The sequence below is a fragment of the Arthrobacter castelli DSM 16402 genome (assembly GCF_000430705.1).
Classification (GTDB): Bacteria; Actinomycetota; Actinomycetes; order Actinomycetales; family Micrococcaceae; genus Arthrobacter_C; species Arthrobacter_C castelli.
This window is the reverse complement of record NZ_AUMN01000008.1, coordinates 110,080-123,317: the sequence shown is the minus strand read 5'-3', so window position 1 is coordinate 123,317 and position 13,238 is coordinate 110,080. Positions and strand designations below refer to the sequence as shown.

14 protein-coding genes are annotated in these 13,238 nt (G+C 66.6%); 10 read left to right on the top strand and 4 right to left on the bottom strand.

What is annotated here, in order from left to right:
- Positions 1-10 precede the first annotated feature (10 nt).
- Complete coding sequence (locus tag H535_RS0110665; RefSeq protein WP_026819537.1) at positions 11-916, top strand: sulfite exporter TauE/SafE family protein; 906 nt, start codon at positions 11-13, stop codon at positions 914-916.
- A gap of 25 nt (positions 917-941) precedes the next feature.
- Positions 942-1,400 carry an RrF2 family transcriptional regulator gene (locus tag H535_RS0110660; RefSeq protein ID WP_026819536.1) on the top strand — a complete coding sequence of 153 codons (459 nt, stop codon included), beginning with the start codon at positions 942-944 and terminating at the stop codon, positions 1,398-1,400.
- Between the two features lie 14 nt (positions 1,401-1,414).
- On the opposite strand, the gene H535_RS0110655 is transcribed toward H535_RS0110660, so the two are convergent.
- Positions 1,415-2,320: a phosphoribosylaminoimidazolesuccinocarboxamide synthase gene (locus H535_RS0110655; protein ID WP_035769151.1), complete on the bottom strand. Its 906-nt coding sequence runs from the start codon at positions 2,318-2,320 to the stop codon at positions 1,415-1,417.
- On the bottom strand, positions 2,320-3,630 hold the full coding sequence (gene purD, locus H535_RS0110650; RefSeq protein ID WP_026819534.1) for a phosphoribosylamine--glycine ligase: 1,311 nt from the start codon (positions 3,628-3,630) through the stop codon (positions 2,320-2,322). Before purD ends, H535_RS0110655 begins: the two co-directional genes overlap by 1 nt.
- A gap of 181 nt (positions 3,631-3,811) precedes the next feature.
- On the opposite strand from purD, the gene H535_RS0110645 reads away from it, so the two are divergent.
- Together H535_RS0110645 and H535_RS0110640 are read left to right on the top strand one after the other, a co-directional pair.
- Positions 3,812-4,816 carry an asparaginase gene (locus H535_RS0110645; RefSeq protein ID WP_026819533.1) on the top strand — a complete coding sequence of 335 codons (1,005 nt, stop codon included), beginning with the start codon at positions 3,812-3,814 and terminating at the stop codon, positions 4,814-4,816.
- Positions 4,817-4,818: 2 nt separating this feature from the next.
- Complete coding sequence (locus H535_RS0110640) at positions 4,819-5,178, top strand: sterol carrier family protein (RefSeq protein WP_026819532.1); 360 nt, start codon at positions 4,819-4,821, stop codon at positions 5,176-5,178.
- A 1-nt stretch (position 5,179) separates the two neighbouring features.
- Here H535_RS0110640 and H535_RS0110635 read toward each other — a convergent pair whose 3' ends face one another.
- A complete protein-coding gene (locus H535_RS0110635) occupies positions 5,180-6,034 on the bottom strand; it encodes an ABC transporter permease (protein WP_035769149.1) in 855 nt (284 codons plus the stop codon).
- Positions 6,031-6,951, bottom strand: coding sequence for an ATP-binding cassette domain-containing protein (locus H535_RS0110630; RefSeq protein WP_035769147.1), 921 nt, complete (start codon positions 6,949-6,951; stop codon positions 6,031-6,033). The genes H535_RS0110635 and H535_RS0110630 overlap by 4 nt, the downstream gene beginning before the upstream one ends.
- A gap of 132 nt (positions 6,952-7,083) precedes the next feature.
- Here H535_RS0110630 and H535_RS0110625 point away from each other — a divergent pair, with 132 nt between their 5' ends.
- From H535_RS0110625 to bla, 6 genes are all read left to right on the top strand, one after another.
- Positions 7,084-8,286 (top strand): sensor histidine kinase, encoded by a 1,203-nt coding sequence (locus tag H535_RS0110625; RefSeq protein ID WP_155838653.1) that lies wholly within the window; start codon positions 7,084-7,086, stop codon positions 8,284-8,286.
- Positions 8,283-8,948, top strand: coding sequence for a response regulator transcription factor (locus H535_RS0110620; protein ID WP_026819528.1), 666 nt, complete (start codon positions 8,283-8,285; stop codon positions 8,946-8,948). The genes H535_RS0110625 and H535_RS0110620 overlap by 4 nt, the downstream gene beginning before the upstream one ends.
- A 46-nt stretch (positions 8,949-8,994) precedes the next feature.
- On the top strand, positions 8,995-9,468 hold the full coding sequence (locus H535_RS29625) for a hypothetical protein (RefSeq protein ID WP_211236574.1): 474 nt from the start codon (positions 8,995-8,997) through the stop codon (positions 9,466-9,468).
- A gap of 42 nt (positions 9,469-9,510) precedes the next feature.
- Positions 9,511-11,052, top strand: a complete 1,542-nt coding sequence (purF, locus tag H535_RS0110610; protein WP_026819527.1) for an amidophosphoribosyltransferase — start codon at positions 9,511-9,513, stop codon at positions 11,050-11,052.
- Positions 11,049-12,173: a phosphoribosylformylglycinamidine cyclo-ligase gene (gene purM / locus H535_RS0110605; RefSeq protein WP_026819526.1), complete on the top strand. Its 1,125-nt coding sequence runs from the start codon at positions 11,049-11,051 to the stop codon at positions 12,171-12,173. Before purF ends, purM begins: the two co-directional genes overlap by 4 nt.
- Positions 12,174-12,406: 233 nt before the next feature.
- Positions 12,407-13,192, top strand: coding sequence for a class A beta-lactamase (gene bla, locus H535_RS24800; RefSeq protein WP_051299015.1), 786 nt, complete (start codon positions 12,407-12,409; stop codon positions 13,190-13,192).
- The last annotated feature ends 46 nt before the right edge of the window (positions 13,193-13,238 follow it).

Below are 13,238 nucleotides of genomic sequence, written 5' to 3'. Positions count from 1 at the left end.
AGTTGTTGCCATGCGCAATCTGCTCATCCTGGCCATTGTCGGTTTCGCCGCGCAGCTGATCGATGGCTCGCTCGGCATGGCCTACGGGGTCACGGCGTCGTCTTTGCTGCTCGCCGCCGGAACCGCCCCGGCTGCCGCGTCAGCCGTCGTGCATCTGGCCGAAGTCGGAACCAGCCTGTTCTCCGGTGCCGCGCACTGGAAGTTCGGCAACGTTGACTGGAAGGTGGTCGGCATTATGGCCCTCCCCGGCGCCATCGGCGCGTTCCTCGGCGCCACCCTCCTGACCAGCCTCCCGGCCGATCTGACCAAGCCATTCGTCGCACTGTTCCTGCTCTCGCTCGGTGTGTATGTGATGTACCGGTTCCTGCGCCTCAAGGGGGCACGCCCGCAACTGAAACCCCGCCCGTCGGCGAAGTTCCTCGCTCCACTGGGGCTGGTGGCGGGCACCATGGACGCCATCGGCGGTGGCGGCTGGGGCCCGATCGGCACATCCTCGCTGCTCTCATCGGGGCGGATGGAAGCGCGCAAGGTGGTCGGAACTATCGACACCAGTGAGTTCGCCGTCTCCATCGCCGCCTCCGCCGGCTTCCTGCTCGGCCTTGGTTCGGCGGGCATTGACTGGACTACGGCGTTGGCGCTGCTGGCCGGTGGCGCTGTGGCCGCTCCAATAGCGGCATGGATAGTCAAGCATCTGGCCGCCACCATCCTGGGCGTAGCGGCCGGAGGCTGGATTGTGCTGACCAACTCGATGACGGTGATAGAGAGTTGGTCCACCCTGGACAAGGCATCGGTATGGCTGTGGCTCATCATGGCGGTACTGGTGGTTGCGTGGCTGCTGTTGATCGGCTGGACGATCAAGAAGCACCGGGCCGCGAAGAAGCCGATCGGCCGGGAAGGGGAGCTGACTCGGGCCTGAATCGTGCTTTGGTAGTGTGAGGGCCATGCGCGTTTCTGCTAAATCCGACTACGCGCTCCGCGCCCTGATCGAAATTGCCGCCCAGCGCGACAAGGGTGCTGTATCGGCCGACGAGCTGGGTAAACGGCAGGAGATACCCTCCGGTTTTCTCCAAGCCATCCTCGCCGATCTGAGGCGGGCCGGCGTCGTCGTCAGCCAACGTGGCCAGGCAGGCGGCTGGCGCCTGGCAGCTGCACCGGAGTCGATCACCGTCGCCGACGTCATCCGTGCCGTGGACGGCCCGTTGGTCAGCGTATATGGGCTGCGTCCGGAAGCGGTCGAATACAACAACGCCGCCTCCGGCCTGCAGTCAGTGTGGGTGGCGGCACGCAGCGGTTTGCGGGACGTGCTTGAACATGTATCAATCGCAGATCTGGCTGCCGGTTCGCTGCCGGACGTGGTCGCCCGGCGGGCCGGAGACCAGGAGGCCTGGCGGCCGCACTGAGCCGCCGCAGGCGATCAGGCGAATGCTTCGCCGGTGAGCCGTTCGTAGGCTTCAATGTAGCGTTGACGGGTGTTTTCGACGACGTCGTCAGGCAGTGCAGGCGGCGGCTGGCCCGAGGTGCGGTCCCATCCTGAGGCCGGCGACGTCAGCCAGTCGCGGACGAACTGCTTATCGAAACTGGGCTGTGCACGTCCTGGTTCCCAGGTTGCCGCGTCCCAGAACCGTGATGAGTCCGGGGTCAGCACCTCGTCGCCAAGGGTGATGGCGCCCGTGGCGGGATCGGCGCCGAACTCAACCTTGGTATCGGCGAGGATGATGCCGCGTTCACGGGCAATGGCTTCGGCCCTGCGGTAGATATCCAGGGTCCTGGCCTGCAGGGCCTCGGCGGTTTCCTGTCCGACCATGGACACCACAGCGTCGAAATCAATGTTCTCGTCGTGTTCGCCCACCTCGGCCTTCGCCGACGGCGTGAAGATGGATTCGGGCAGCGGCGATCCATCGACCAGCCCTTCGGGCAGCGGCAGTGTGCAGACAGTGCGGCTCTGCTTGTACTCGACCAGCCCGGAGCCGGTGAGGTAACCGCGGGCGATGCATTCCACCGGGTACATGTCGAGCTGGCGGCAGATCATCGCCCGGCCGGCGACTTCGGCCGGCACTCCCCCGTCGGTATCGGCGGCGAGCACGTGGTTGGCAATGCCATCGAGCTGCGAAAACCACCACAGGCTCAATTGCGTCAGCACCCGCCCCTTGTCGGGGATTTCGGTGGAGAGCACGTGGTCGTAGGCACTGATCCGGTCACTGGCCACCACCAGCACCTTGCTGGTCTCTTCCGGCCCTCCGGGGCTGCTGGGAACGTAGAGGTCGCGGACCTTCCCGGAGTAAACGTGATGCCATCCGGGCAACGCCGTCACGGGGGCCATCAGGATTCTGCCCCGATCACCGGAAGGGCTCCGGTGCGCTGCGGCGGGGTTATTTCGCCGCGGGCGGCGCGGGCAGCTATATCGGTACGGTACTGGGACCTTTCCATCCTGACCTGCCCGACGCCGTCGTACACGCGCCGGCGTGCCTGCTCCAGATCAGGCCCCAGGCCGACGACGGTCAGCACGCGGCCGCCGGCGCTGAGAATCCGGCCTTCGGCCAGCTTGGTGCCGGCGTGGATGACGTGGACGCCGTCCACCGCTTCGGCTGCGTCCAAGCCGGTGACGGGGTCGCCCTTCCGGGGGCTGTCCGGGTAGTTTTCGGCCGCAACGACGACGGCGACGGCGCTCTGGCTGGACCAGGTGAGTTGTTCGTTGGTGTCCAGCTCGCCCTTGGCCGCCTCCATCATCAGCCCGCCCAGCGGAGTCTTGAGCCGGGCCAGCACCGCCTGGGTTTCCGGATCGCCGAACCGGACGTTGAATTCGATGACCCGCACTCCGCGCGAGGTCAGCGCCAGACCGCAGTAGAGGACACCGATAAACGGTGTTCCACGTCCGGCCATTTCGTCGATCACCGGTTGGACGACGCGTTCCATCACCTCGTCCACGAATCCCGAAGGTACCCAGGGCAGCGGGGTGTAGGCGCCCATGCCGCCGGTGTTGGGCCCGGCATCGTCGTCGTAAATCCGCTTGAAATCCTGTGCCGGCGCCATCGGAACCGCCTTGCGGCCGTCGCAAATGGCGAACAGCGAGACTTCGGGCCCTTCCAGGTATTCCTCGACCACCACTGATCCGCCGGCGTCGAAACATGCCTGGGCGTGCGCCAGGGCTTCGTCGCCGTCTGAGGTGACAACCACGCCCTTACCGGCCGCGAGCCCGTCGTCCTTGACCACGTGCGGGGCGCCGAATGCATCCAGCGCCTCGGCGACTTCCTCGCCCGTGGTGGCCACCCGGCACATCGCCGTCGGGACGTTCGCCGCGGCCATTACCTGCTTGGCGAACGTCTTCGAACCTTCCAGCTCGGCGGCGGCGCGACTGGGACCGAAGACGGCTATGCCGGCCTTGCGCAGCGCATCCGCGACTCCCGCCACCAGCGGTGCCTCGGGGCCAATGACCACCAGGTCTGATTCCAGCTGTTGGGCGAGTTCGGTCACCGCCGCAGGGTCGTCCGTTGCAACGGCGTGTGTTTCGACCAGCTGCGCGATTCCGGCGTTTCCTCCGGCTGCGTGGACCTCGCGCACGTATGGGTCGGATAGAAGGGAGCGGATTATGGCGTGTTCGCGGCCACCGGGGCCGATGACTAGAACCTTCACAAGGCCAGCGTAGCGCCCGAGACCGCCACGGTTCGACTTCGTTTCGCTGTGGGTTGGCCTGCCGCGTCGCCGGAGGCTGCTCCGCCCGGGAGGAACGGAGACTCCCCGGCGGGCGCGGTAGTCTGGGACAAACCTCCCGGCACCGATTGCCCGGCGCCGGACCGCCACCAAGGAAAGCAGTATGCCCGAGACCTTCACATCCTCCGCCGCCGTCGAGCTGGCCGTCGTCGAACGCAGCGGCTTCATCGAATCCCGCCACATCGGCTCCGCAGCGGTAATGTCCGCAGACGGGACGGTGGTGACCACGCTCGGCGATATCGACGCGCCGATTTTCCCGCGTTCCTCCCTCAAACCGTTCCAGGCCATCGCCACCCTCCAGTCCGGCGTCCCACTGCGCGGCGAGCAGGTGGCGCTGGCCGCAGCCAGCCATGTCGGCTCCATCGAACACATGGATGTGGTCCAGGGCATGCTCAAGGCGGCCGGCCTTACCGCCCGCGAACTGCGCTGCCCGGCGGACTGGCCGGCCGATGAGCAGGCCCGCAACTGGCTGGTTCGTACGGAACGGGGCAAGGTTAAAGAGGCGATGAACTGCTCCGGCAAACACGCGGGCTTCCTGTGGGCGTGCGTAGAGAACGGCTGGGATGTGGGCAGCTACCTCGAGCCTGACCACCCGTTGCAGCGCCGCATCGTGGACGTGATCGAGGACTACACCGAGGAAAAAATCGCCCATCTAGCGGTCGACGGCTGCGGCGCCCCCGCCCCTGCCATGACGCTGAAGGGGCTGGCCCGCGGCATCTCCAAGGTCGCCAAGGCACCGGGCAGCAAGTCCTCCGACGCCCGGGCGGCGACCGTGGCCACGGCCATGCTCGACTACCCGTGGGCGGTGCACGGCGTCGGCGAAGTCAACTCCGTGGTGATGGAAGAGCTCGGCATCGTGGCCAAGTCCGGTGCCGAAGGAATCATGGTGATGGGCACCGATACGGGTGTTTCAGTGGCAGTGAAAATGCTCGACGGCGGCGGCCGGGCTTCGTCGTTGGTCGCTCTGACGCTGCTCGCCGCGGCGGGCGCGGTCGACCCGTCGAAGGTGGGGCCGGTGCTGGAGAAAGTGGTTCCGGCCGTCTACGGCCGGGGCGAGCCGGTGGGCAAGGTCCGCCTGTCGGCGCCCGTGACGGCCTTGCTGGATTAACCGTGGCAGCGCCGAAACGACGGGTGCCGTCCGCCGAGGGCCGCGCGGCCTTGCAGGCTTGGTCGGACGGCGACACCGGCCGCAGCTATGTCGCCACGGCCGTCCGCTTCAGCCTCGAGGAACTGGCCGCCCGGGCCCCCGGCAACAGCGTGGAGGTCAGGGTTCCGCCCCATGGTGTGGCGCAGTGTGTCGAAGGTCCGCGCCACACTCGCGGCACCCCTCCCAATGTGGTGGAGTGCGACGGCGGGACTTGGCTTGCGCTGGTGACCGGCGCTTTGGACTGGCACGACGCCGTGAGCCAGGCGAAGGTCTCGGCCTCCGGTTCGCGTGCGGACCTGAGTGAGTATCTGCCCCTCGCCTGACTCAGACGTCCCGCCGTCGTACCAACACCGCAGTCAGCACCATGAAGGCTGCCGCATAGCAGAGCAGCAAAGCCGTGGCCGGACCGCCGTCGAGAATTGCCAGCACACCTGGAGTGCCCCCGGCCGATGGGGCGCCCCCGGCTGTCTCCCCGGCGGCCCCTAACGCTCCGGCCAAGGACCCGGCTGCCGTGCCGGGCAGCACATCGGTAACGGCTTCCACCGGCCCGAGCAGCTCAGCCACGCCGCGCAGCAGGTTCTCGATCACCAGCGCCCACACCAGCCCCAGCCCGACGGACAGCGCGGGGCTGCGGGTCAGCACTCCCAGGGCAGCACCGAACGCGGCGTACATTCCCAGAATCAGCAACCCGGCTCCCGTGCCCTGGGCCAGGTCCGTGACGGCGGGCCACTCGACGGGTTCGGATTCCAGCAGGTGAATGCCCGCGCTGGCGGCGATATCCAGCGCGAGCGTGGACAGCACCAGGGCCGCCACGAAACCGGCAATGGCGGTGAGCGTGCCGCTGAACGCAGTCAATCTCGCCGGCCCGTTGGTGAAGACTGTCTTCCAGGTCGACCAGCCATAGCCGCTGCCGGTGGCCAGCGCCGCAAAGATCAGCACGATGGCCCCGCCGAACATCGGCATCCCCTGCACCAGGGTGGACGGCAACTGTTCCATAGACACCTGACTCAGCAGTGAGGCCGCCAGCCGGTCGTCACCGTCGGACACCGCGCTGCGGAAGCTGAGGTAGGTGAACAGATAGGCGAAGCTGAGATTGAGCACCAGCCATACCCCGGCCAGCAGCCACGTCACCGGCCACTTGGCCAGCCGCAGCGCTTCCGCCCGTGCAGACGCGATCATGATGTTACCTCCATTGGTTCCTTGGCCGTGCCCGTCATTTCCAGGAAAACTTCTTCGAGGGTGCGTTCAACCGGCCTGATTTCCCGGACCTCAACCCCGGCATGCACCAGCGCAGCCGTGATTTCGGCCGGCCGGTCCGCGTCGACGTCGAGTTGCAGCGATCCGTCCTGCTGCCGGGCGATGGCATCGGGACCAAACAACTGCTCTACGACTTGCTCCGCTGCCTCAACCGGGGAGGCCACGACGCGGATGGCGCTGGCACCGCGCAGATCGGCCACGGTCCCCTCCTCCAACAACCGCCCGTCGGAAATCACGCCCACCCGGTCGCAGATCTGCTGCACTTCACCGAGCAGATGGCTGGACAGCAGCACCGTGCGGCCGAACTCGGCGACGCGGCGGATGAGGGCGCGCATATCGGCCATCCCCGCCGGATCCAATCCGTTGGTCGGTTCGTCCAGGATCAGCAGTTGCGGATCGCCCAGCAGGGCCGCAGCAACACCGAGGCGCTGTTTCATGCCCAGCGAATAGGTCTTGAACCTCTCCGACCCGCGACTGCGCAGTTCCACCTGCTCCAGCACGTCTTCCACCTGCTGATTGCCCAGTCCGTTGTAGTGGGCCAGCACGCGCAGGTTGTCCCGGCCGGACAGATAGGGATAGAACCCGGGTTCCTCGACCAGCGACCCCACCCGTCGCAGCACGGCCGGATCCCCGGGACTGCTGCCCAGGATCTCCACGGTGCCGGATGTGGGACGGACCAGGCCGAGGACCATCCGCAGCGTCGTTGTCTTGCCTGCCCCGTTGGGACCGAGGAAGCCGTAGACTTCGCCCTGCTCCACCCTCAGTGACACTGCGTCCACCGCGGTGCGTTCGCCATAGTTTTTCGTCAACTCATCGGTGACTATGCGTGCTTCATTCATGCCTCCAGCTTGGTCCGCATCCACGTGCGCCGAATCCGCTGCCAGGCGGCTTTTCCACTACGCAGGATTGCGTAGGGTCGATACCGTCGACCGCTGATGTGCCGCCACCGGGCGCGGACTATCGTGGAGTCCATGAACATCGAGGCGCCGCACGGCCGGTTCCATCCCGCCGACGTGCTGCTGGCAGCGACGCTGACCTTCATCGGCATGGTGGGAACGGCCCCCGCCGGAGCGGAACAACCCTCTGCCCTTGAACCGGACCTGACCGCCTACATCCTGGTCGCAGCCGCCACCGGAAGTATCGCCGCCTGGCGGCGCTTCCCGCTGACGGTTTTCGTCATCACCGGCACGGCCACGGCCTGCTACCTGCTGATCGGGTACCCGTTCGGCCCCATCCTCTTCCCCGCCGCCCTGGCCGTTGGCGGTCTTGCCGCCAGCTGGCCGCTGCGGCGGACGGCCATCGCCGTCGGGGTGGATGCCGCTGTCCTCGCGCTCGCCTTGACGTTCAGGTTCATCCGGGAGCCGCACGGCCCTTTTGATATCCTGGTCGGGATCGTCTTCGCCCTGGCGCTCTGGTTCGCCGCTCCGATGGCCGTGGGCACCGCTTGGCGGATTCGCAGCGATTCCCGCGCCCGGGTGCGCGAGGAACAGGCCAAGCGGGTGGTCTCCGAGGAGCGCTTGCGGATGGCGCAGGAAGTGCACGACGGCGTGGGGCACGGGCTGTCGGTCATCGCCATGCAGGCCGGCGTGGGACTGCATGTAGCCGACCGCAACCCCGCAAAGGCCAAGGAAATCCTGGAAACCATCCGGCAGACCAGCCGGGACTCACTGGACGGGCTGCGGCGTGAACTGGCGATGTTGCGCGGCGAACCGTCGCCACGGCAACCGGGCCTGGGGCTGGCCGACGTCGCTACTCTGGTGGACCGGGTCCGGGCCGGAGGACTGGAAGTCGCGCTGGACAACACCGGAACAGACAGTGCCGGCGGCGCAACCGGAACAGACAATATAGACGGCACGGCCATTCCGGACGAGATCGGTTTCGCCTCCTACCGCATTGTGCAGGAGGCGCTGACCAATGTACTGCGCCATGCCGGTTCCGGCTCCACTGCCGCGGTGAAGATCAACCGCACGCGTTCGGCGGTGCTCATTGAAGTTTCGGACACAGGCTCGGGCCCGCCGGGCGGCGGACCCGTGGAGGGCAGCGGTATCGCCGGCATGCGCCAGCGGGCACTGCAGGCCGGCGGAAGCCTGGAGGTCGCAGGGACGGCCGGAGCCGGCTTCCGGGTCCGCGCCCGGCTGCCGTTGGCCGCCGGAACACAGGGAGGGACCGTATGATCCGCGTGCTGGTTGCCGACGATCAGAGCCTGGTGCGGATGGGATTGACCACGCTCCTGGAGTCCGAGGACGACCTTGAATTGGCGTCCGAAGCCGACAACGGACGCACCGCGGTGGAGCTGACCCGGCAGCACCACCCGGACATCGTGCTGATGGATATCAGGATGCCTCAGCTGGACGGTCTTGCGGCGCTGCGCGCCATCTGCACCGATCCGGACTTGAACGACGTCAGGGTGATTATGCTCACCACCTTCGAGCTCGACGAGTACGTCTTCGAATCCCTGCGCGGCGGTGCCAGCGGCTTCGTACTCAAGGACGCCGGCCCGGACGAACTGCTGCACGCGATCCGGGTGGTCGCCGACGGCGGATCACTGCTCACCCCGTCGGTGACGCGGCGGGTGATCGCCGAATTCGCCCACAGCGCGCCGTCCGCCGGGCAGCAGCATCCCGATATCCACCGGCTGACCGCCCGCGAACGCGAAATCGTCGGCTGGGTGGCCAGAGGCCTGTCCAATGACGAGATCGCCGCTCAACTGGTGCTCAGCTCCGCGACGGTGCGCACCCACGTCAGCCGTTCCATGATCAAGCTGGCCGCCCGGGACCGCGCCCAGCTGGTCGTTTTCGCGATCCAGTCGGGAATCACGCCCGGCGGGCTCGGTTAGCTCGGTTAGCTCGGTTAGCTCGGTTAGCTCGGTTAGCCTTTAAGGTATGAGTTCCGCACCCGAACGGCGACCTGTCACCATCCGCCGAGCGCCGAAGATTATTCCCTTCCTGGTTCTCGGGGCACTGTTGGCCCTTATCGCCGCGGGCATCATCGCCTTCACCGGACCCGAAGGCGACCAGTTCAGCCGCGGCACCGTGCTGGGATTCTTCTCCGCCCTGTTGCTCATCCCCGGCCTGCTGCTCGGCGCGGCCGTGGCACTGCTGCTCGATTGGATCAGCGTGCGCCGCAGCCGGCAGGCCCTGGCCGAACGCACCGGATCGGAGGCAGCGGACGAGCCCGACCCGGACGCCGCAGCGACCGGCGGACCAGGCCCGGACTCCGGGACGGCCGAAGCCCCGGAGACGGAGACGGAGCGGGACACGAAGGCAGCGGACGAGCCCGACCCGGACACCGGGGCAGCCCCGGACCCGGCGGAGCCGGCTCAAGACCCCGACGATGACGGCGACAACAACCGGTAATCGTATTAGATGGCAGCCACGCAATCATGAGACACTGAAGGCGTGGCGCGCGGAGATGGAAAACTTACCCACGACTTATTGCCTGGCGAGAAGGGCCCCCAGGATGCCTGCGGCGTCTTTGGTGTCTGGGCACCCGGTGAGGAAGTCGCCAAGCTGGCCTACTACGGGCTCTATGCCTTGCAGCACCGTGGCCAGGAGTCGGCAGGCATCGCCACCAGCGACGGCGAACGGATCAGCGTATACAAAGACATGGGGCTGGTTTCCCAGGTCTTCAACGAAACCGTACTGAACACGCTCCAGGGCCACATCGCCGTCGGACACTGCCGCTATTCCACGACCGGATCCTCGAACTGGGCCAACGCCCAGCCCACTCTGGGCGCCACCGCTGCCGGCACGGTCGCGCTGGGGCACAATGGCAACCTGACGAATTCGGCCGACCTCTATGACATGGTCATTGAGCGCTACGGTTTCCCCCGCACCGGGGAAATGGCCCAGGGAAACACCTCCGACACCGCCCTGGTCACCGCGCTGCTGGCCGGCGACGAGGACCGGTCCTTCGAGGCGACGGCGCTGGAGATCCTCCCGAAGCTGCAGGGCGCGTTCTGTTTCACTTTCATGGACGAAGGCACGCTGTACGCGGCCCGCGACCAGTTCGGTGTCCGCCCGCTGGTGCTCGGCCGGCTGGACCGGGGCTGGGTGGTGGCCTCCGAAAACTCGGCACTGGCCACGGTCGGCGCGAGCTTCATCCGGGAAATCGAGCCGGGCGAGTTCATCGCCATCGACGAGAACGGCGTACGCACCCAGCAGTTTGCGGCCAGGAAAGCCGCCGGCTGTGTCTTCGAGTATGTCTACCTGGCCCGCCCGGACGCCACGATCGCCGGCCGCTCGGTCTACGAATCCCGCGTTGAAATGGGACGTCGGCTGGCGGGCGAAAACAAGGCAGAGGCCGACGTCGTCATCGCCGTCCCGGAATCCGGCACCCCGGCAGCAATCGGCTTCGCCGAAGAATCCGGGATCCCGTTTGCCCACGGCTTCGTGAAGAACGCATACGTCGGCCGCACCTTCATCCAGCCCAGCCAGACACTGCGGCAACTCGGTATCCGGCTCAAGCTCAATGCCCTCGAATCCGTCATCCGGGGCAAGCGGATCATCGTCGTCGACGACTCCATCGTCCGGGGCAACACCCAGCGGGCCGTGGTGCGGATGCTGCGCGAGGCCGGCGCCGCCGAGGTCCACGTGAAAATCTCCTCCCCGCCGATCCGCTGGCCATGCTTCTACGGCATCGACTTCGCTTCCCGCGCCGAACTGATCGCCAACGGAGCCGCCGTCGAGGAAATCGCCCATTCGGTGGGCGCGGACAGCCTGGCCTACATCTCCGAAGCAGGGATGATCGAGGCGACCGAGCAGCCGCGGGCTTCGCTGTGCACCGCATGCTTCACCGGCGAATACCCCATTGAACTGCCGCCGGAGGAACGCCGGGGCAAAAACCTGCTCGAACGCGGCCAGGCCGGCTGTGAGCCGGGGCCGGACGCGGACATGGATGCCTTGACCACTGACGAGAAGAACCGGAAAGAACGGGTATGAGCGAATCGTCACGAGCTGCACCGATCACCTATGCCACCTCGGGAGTGGACGTGGAGGCGGGCGACCGTGCCGTCGAACTGATGAAGGAAGCCGTCAAGGCCACCCATGGCAGTTCAGTGCTCGGCGGCGTCGGCGGTTTCGCCGGGCTCTACGACGCTTCCCGGCTGGTGGAGTACCGTAAACCACTGCTCGCCTCCTCGACTGACGGCGTCGGCACCAAGGTGGCCATCGCCCAGGCCATGGACATCCACGACACCATCGGCTTCGACCTGGTCGGCATGGTGGTCGATGACATCGTGGTGGTCGGCGCCGAGCCGCTGTACATGACTGACTACATCGCCTGCGGCAAAGTCGTCCCGGAACGGATCGCGGACATCGTCCGCGGCATCGCCGCCGGCTGCAGCCGGGCGGAAACGGCACTGGTGGGCGGTGAAACTGCCGAGCATCCGGGCCTGCTGGCCGGAAATGAGTACGACGTCGCCGGCGCAGCAACCGGTGTCGTGGAAGCCGACCATCTGCTGGGCCCGGAGAAGGTGGCCGACGGCGATGTCATCATCGGCATGGGCTCGTCGGGACTGCATTCCAACGGGTACTCCCTCGTCCGGCGTGTGGTCGACGTCGCCGGCTGGTCCCTGGAGCGCAACGTGCCCGAATTCGGTCGCACCTTGGGTGCGGAATTATTGGAGCCGACCCGGATCTATGCCGCCGACTGCTTGGACCTGGCCCGCTACGAAGCGGCAGGCGTCCACGGGTTCAGCCACATCACCGGCGGCGGGCTGGCGGCGAATCTGGCCCGGGTCCTCCCCGCGGGCCTGGAGGCGACAGTCGACCGTTCCAGCTGGGAGTTGCCCGCCGTCTTCCAGGTAATGTCCGAACTCGGCCAGGTGCCGCTGGCAGACCTGGAGCGCACCCTGAACCTGGGCGTTGGCATGGTCGCCGTCGTCGCACCATCCGGGGCCGATGCCGCCGTGGCCCGGCTGACCGAACGCGGCATGCCGGCCTGGATCATGGGATCGGTCCGGAAGGCCGAGTCGCCGGGTGCGACTGCCAGCACAGACTACGTCCAGGGGGCCAAGGGCGTCGACGGCGGCGCTGTCCGGATGGTCAACAGCTACGCCTGACCTGCCAGGCACCGGTCAGGAACCACGATATCGACTTCGGCTGCGGCACAGGGTCATTTTCCGTTCAGGGTTGCGTGATAGCTTTCGGAGCGATGCGCAGACTTTCAGCCCTCCCGATTCCTTTCCTTATTCTCGCTTTGTGCGGATGCGGCGCAACCGCCGAACCAGCACAAACTTCGACCGCCACCCACGGTGCTGCGGCATCGTCAGTGGGATCGGCATCAGAGGCGTCGGTGAAAGCCTCATTTGCTGAACTCGAGGAACAGTACCAGGGCCGAGTCGGGGTCTACGCCGTCGACACCGAAACGGGACATGAGGTCCAGTATCGGGCAGATGAACGCTTTGCCTATGCCTCGACACACAAGGTCTTCTCAGTCGCCGCCGTTCTGGCACAAAGCGAGCCAGCGGACTTGGACGAGGTTGTGCACTATTCGTCGGAAGACCTGGTGGAGTACTCCCCGGTGACTGAGAAACACGTGGACTCGGGAATGACAGTGCGCAGCATCATGCGTGCGGCAATCATCAATAGCGATAACACTGCCGGCAATCTGCTCTTCGACATGCTGGGCGGTCCCGAAGGGCTCCAGGCCTATCTGGCCAAACTGGGCGATAGAACGACATCCGTGGACCGCATCGAACCGGAGCTCAACAAGTGGAAGCCCGGCCAGAGGCGGGATACGACGACGCCGCGGCAAGCCGTCACCAACCTCGCCGCGTTGACACACGGCAATGCCCTCGAGCCATGGGCTCAGAAGGTGCTCCTGGAAGCCATGCGGGATGCGGAGAACAGCGACGGGCTGATCCGCGCAGCAGTACCCGATGCGGCCTCCACGACAGTCGGGAACAAGAGTGGAGCCGGGATCGGGTACGGGACCCGCAATGACATCGCCGTGATCGAGCGGGAAGGACAGGCTCCCGTCTTCGTGGCCGTCTACACCAACCTTGAAGATTCCGACGGTGTGTTCGACGACGCATTCGTCGCCGACGCGGCCAGAGCAGCACTGTCCGCGCTGGACTAAGCCAATTGCTGATCGACTTTGGCCTGCGCACCTCCGGGCCGCCGCG

What these genes read in the sequence shown, in the direction of transcription:
- H535_RS0110665 (WP_026819537.1), top strand. Translation starts at nt 11, where the DNA reads ATGCGCAATCTGCTCATCCTGGCCATTGTCGGTTTCGCCGCGCAGCTG.
- H535_RS0110660 (WP_026819536.1), top strand. Translation starts at nt 942, where the DNA reads ATGCGCGTTTCTGCTAAATCCGACTACGCGCTCCGCGCCCTGATCGAA.
- H535_RS0110655 (WP_035769151.1), bottom strand. Translation starts at nt 2,320, where the DNA reads ATGGCCCCCGTGACGGCGTTGCCCGGATGGCATCACGTTTACTCCGGG.
- H535_RS0110645 (WP_026819533.1), top strand. Translation starts at nt 3,812, where the DNA reads ATGCCCGAGACCTTCACATCCTCCGCCGCCGTCGAGCTGGCCGTCGTC.
- H535_RS0110635 (WP_035769149.1), bottom strand. Translation starts at nt 6,034, where the DNA reads ATGATCGCGTCTGCACGGGCGGAAGCGCTGCGGCTGGCCAAGTGGCCG.
- H535_RS0110630 (WP_035769147.1), bottom strand. Translation starts at nt 6,951, where the DNA reads ATGAATGAAGCACGCATAGTCACCGATGAGTTGACGAAAAACTATGGC.
- H535_RS0110625 (WP_155838653.1), top strand. Translation starts at nt 7,084, where the DNA reads ATGAACATCGAGGCGCCGCACGGCCGGTTCCATCCCGCCGACGTGCTG.
- H535_RS0110620 (WP_026819528.1), top strand. Translation starts at nt 8,283, where the DNA reads ATGATCCGCGTGCTGGTTGCCGACGATCAGAGCCTGGTGCGGATGGGA.
- H535_RS29625 (WP_211236574.1), top strand. Translation starts at nt 8,995, where the DNA reads ATGAGTTCCGCACCCGAACGGCGACCTGTCACCATCCGCCGAGCGCCG.
- purM (WP_026819526.1), top strand. Translation starts at nt 11,049, where the DNA reads ATGAGCGAATCGTCACGAGCTGCACCGATCACCTATGCCACCTCGGGA.